Source organism: Gilliamella sp. B2923 (assembly GCF_026536565.1).
Classification (GTDB): domain Bacteria; phylum Pseudomonadota; class Gammaproteobacteria; order Enterobacterales; family Orbaceae; genus Gilliamella.
On the sequence record NZ_JAFNNZ010000030.1, the window covers coordinates 1 to 2,994 of the forward strand.

The window sequence follows — 2,994 nt, forward strand, 5'->3', positions numbered from 1 at the left end:
AACAAAACATCAGCGCCCTCGCCCAGCTGGCAGCCGGCCTGGCGATTGCCGCCGGTGGCGGTGATACCGGCGCTGCCGGTGCGGCGATTGCTGCCGGGAAGAATGCGGTTGAGAATAATGCTTTGGCTCAAGCAGCAATGATTGGCTGGCGAGTTCTTCGACCAGGAACACTGGGGCAACCAGTAACAATTACAGCATTAGATGTACTAGTTGGAAAAGGATTAAGTATTGCTGAAGCCGAATCTTTTTTAACCAGTCTAACGTTTGAACAACGGAAATTAATTGATCTTGCATTAGCTGATCCGATAGGAGATAGTAACTTCGAAAATGCAGTACTAAAAACTTATGAAATTTATGGTGCGTCTCATAAAAATGAAGGGTATCCAATCCCAGAACCATTACCTCCTTTACCTGGTTCGACAATTCAAGAACAAGATAAAGATGATGGAAAGCTAGTTACCCCTATTGCTCAACAAAATAAAGACGATGGAAAATTAGTCTCGCCAATAGTGGAGCAAGATAAGAATAGTGGTATTTTTGAGGGTCCTGAAATAGATGTTGTTGATTGGCGGGATTTTATTCTTACTAATCAAAATAAATCTTTTGTTGATTACAAAGGTGATTTAAACAAAGGTGACCAAATTGATTTGAGTAAATTTACAAATAGACAAAGAGTATCTGGTGGTAAAGCAAATTATGTTGATCCAAAGACTGGCTGGATTCTTTCTCCTGATAGGGCTGGCGCTAATTCTCATGGTGGAAGTGCGTGGAAGCTTACTAATAAAAAAGGAAATCGGATTGCAACGTTAGATGAAAATGGGAGTGTGTTAAGAAAATGAATAAATTAATTGACAGTTTTTTATCGATAGATTTTGATGATGATAGTTTTATGGATGCCTATAATGTAATAACTATTTCCTATTTTGACCATTATTTAAATGAAGAGGAATATTGTAAAGCAGAATTAGTTTGTTATTCTGATGTTAAAAGCAATGTTGAAAAAGAAAAATTATTCAAAAATATTGAGAATAAATTTATAAAATTATATGAATCATTATATTATTTATCAGACAAACAAGAGCTTGTATGTATCAATGGTAATTTGTATCCATTGAATTTTGATGAATATAAGTTAGCGGTAAGGAATGCGATGAAAGAAAAGCCACTATGTCAAATTTTGTATCCCTCATTACTTATGTTTTCTGTTGCTGGTTATGATTTAACACATCAGTTTTTCTTTTTAAAAGATAACGATGAGTTAGTATCACTCCAAAAAACGATAAAAAATTTAGTAGACAGTGTAGGCCTTAATATCATCCAATAAATAAAGCGTAACTTACAAATAATCATTCAATCCAGTTCTGCGATCCTTATCGCAGAACTGGTCTATCATTTATCAATTATGCGTTCTGCTTCGCAAGTTCAACAATCAACCTACCCTTTTTAGCGGTAATGGTGACTGGTTGCCCTGTCGTAAACCCAGCTTGCTCTAACCAATTACCTTTAAGATGCATTGAAGACCTACCAACAATATACTTATTTATATCCTGTCGAAAATCAGGCAGATTATCATCAAATAAACCAACTATTAGCATCAACATCAAAAGAAGCAAATGAATTGCGCAGTATCTATGATGGCGTGGTGTTATCTTTTCAGCGTTGGGGTTACAACGAAGAAGATGCACAAAAAATGGCTGGCTATTATATGGGTAGCATGATGACAGTTCATGGTATAGTTGGAGCTGGGATTACTCTGCCTAGAATACAAAAAGTATTCGGTAACACCAAGCAGTTGATCGGAAAAACTGCAACCAATGCCGGAAAGGGAACTGCTGCCAACAAACCATTAGACAAAACAGACTTAGAGCTACAACACGGAAAAGGAAATGTTGAACAAGATGGTGGAAATTATAAAGAGACTAAGGATAAAATACTTGATAATCAGGCTGCCAATCAGAAAGCAAACGAAAGTAGTAAATTTGGTGAACATGTAGCGAAAGAACAACAAATTAATGCTGGTAAGGGGGCAAATAGTACATCATCCAATCCAATTATTAACCCAGCAACAAATAAAGTGATTATTGAACACATCATTGTACCATCAGGTAAAGCACCAAAAACCTCTACGCCAAACTCAATTTATGAGGTATCGAGAGCAGATGGTTCTAGGAGTGTTACTTATTATGATGAAAGAGGTAATATGTTCTCAAGAGAAGATTATGGGCAACAAAAAACACATGGGAAACTTGGATATGACGAAAATGGAAAAGTTCCACCGCATGAACATAAGCAAACTTATAAATCTCATAACGGCAAAATATATAAAGATAAAAGCTATTACAGACAAATTGATGAAAATGGTAAGCCCGTTGGTCCTTGGATTTTAGATAAAAAATAGGAAATATTATGTCAAATGATGTATATGGTTATATATTGCCAGATATAAATATAGATTATAAATTAAAATTAGATGATTACATAAAAGTATGTTCAATTAATATTCGAAAAATTGAAAAAAGAGAATTATTTAATTACCCCATAAATTTAATACCAAACATGGAGGCTTTTATATTTGATATAAGTGATGGTCCTAATTCTATTAATGCTACTTATTTAATAGATTATGACCAATATGCACCAGATACAGATATTGGCTTTCCTGCAGATCCGAAAGAACGTCTAGATATACTTATTAATACATTGATTGATATGATCAAAATTACTAATGCATCTAAAATGGTTGTATCCATGACTGAATGCAACCAAATAGAAACGATTAAAAAAATAAGTTTTTCTGAAATGAGGGAAGTCATCCATGCTGATTTTGAAGCATACCAGGCACCGCCTGACACACTTTATGAAATTATATGTTAACAAATTCCTTTTTTAATAAATCAGGCTCTATAATTAACTTGCCCTGTTCAATCTTAATGATAACAGGGCAACCGACATAAAATCCTAACTGCTAAAGCCCCCTACCCTTATCGATGCCGG

General features: G+C 34.9%; 5 protein-coding genes. 4 read left to right on the forward strand and 1 reads right to left on the reverse strand.

Translation table 11 applies throughout. The features are described from left to right. Positions 1–839, forward strand: an 839-nt coding sequence (locus J3U42_RS12105) for a VENN motif pre-toxin domain-containing protein (protein ID WP_267336588.1), incomplete at its 5' end; no start/stop codon positions are given. After that, the gene (locus J3U42_RS12110; RefSeq protein ID WP_267336589.1) at positions 836–1,324 is read left to right on the forward strand and encodes a hypothetical protein; all 489 of its coding nucleotides are present in this window, start codon (positions 836–838) and stop codon (positions 1,322–1,324) included. The genes J3U42_RS12105 and J3U42_RS12110, both read left to right, overlap by 4 nt. A gap of 76 nt (positions 1,325–1,400) precedes the next feature. Here the strand turns inward: J3U42_RS12110 and J3U42_RS12455 are convergent, their stop codons facing one another. Then, positions 1,401–1,601, reverse strand: a complete 201-nt coding sequence (locus tag J3U42_RS12455) for a SymE family type I addiction module toxin (protein WP_416380466.1) — start codon at positions 1,599–1,601, stop codon at positions 1,401–1,403. Between J3U42_RS12455 and J3U42_RS12115 the strand changes: the two genes are divergently transcribed. Both J3U42_RS12115 and J3U42_RS12120 read left to right on the forward strand, forming a co-directional pair. Next, complete coding sequence (locus J3U42_RS12115) at positions 1,514–2,398, forward strand: hypothetical protein (protein WP_267336590.1); 885 nt, start codon at positions 1,514–1,516, stop codon at positions 2,396–2,398. The genes J3U42_RS12455 and J3U42_RS12115 overlap by 88 nt on opposite strands. 8 nt (positions 2,399–2,406) lie before the next feature. Then, complete coding sequence (locus J3U42_RS12120; protein ID WP_220218604.1) at positions 2,407–2,874, forward strand: hypothetical protein; 468 nt, start codon at positions 2,407–2,409, stop codon at positions 2,872–2,874. Positions 2,875–2,994 lie beyond the last annotated feature (120 nt).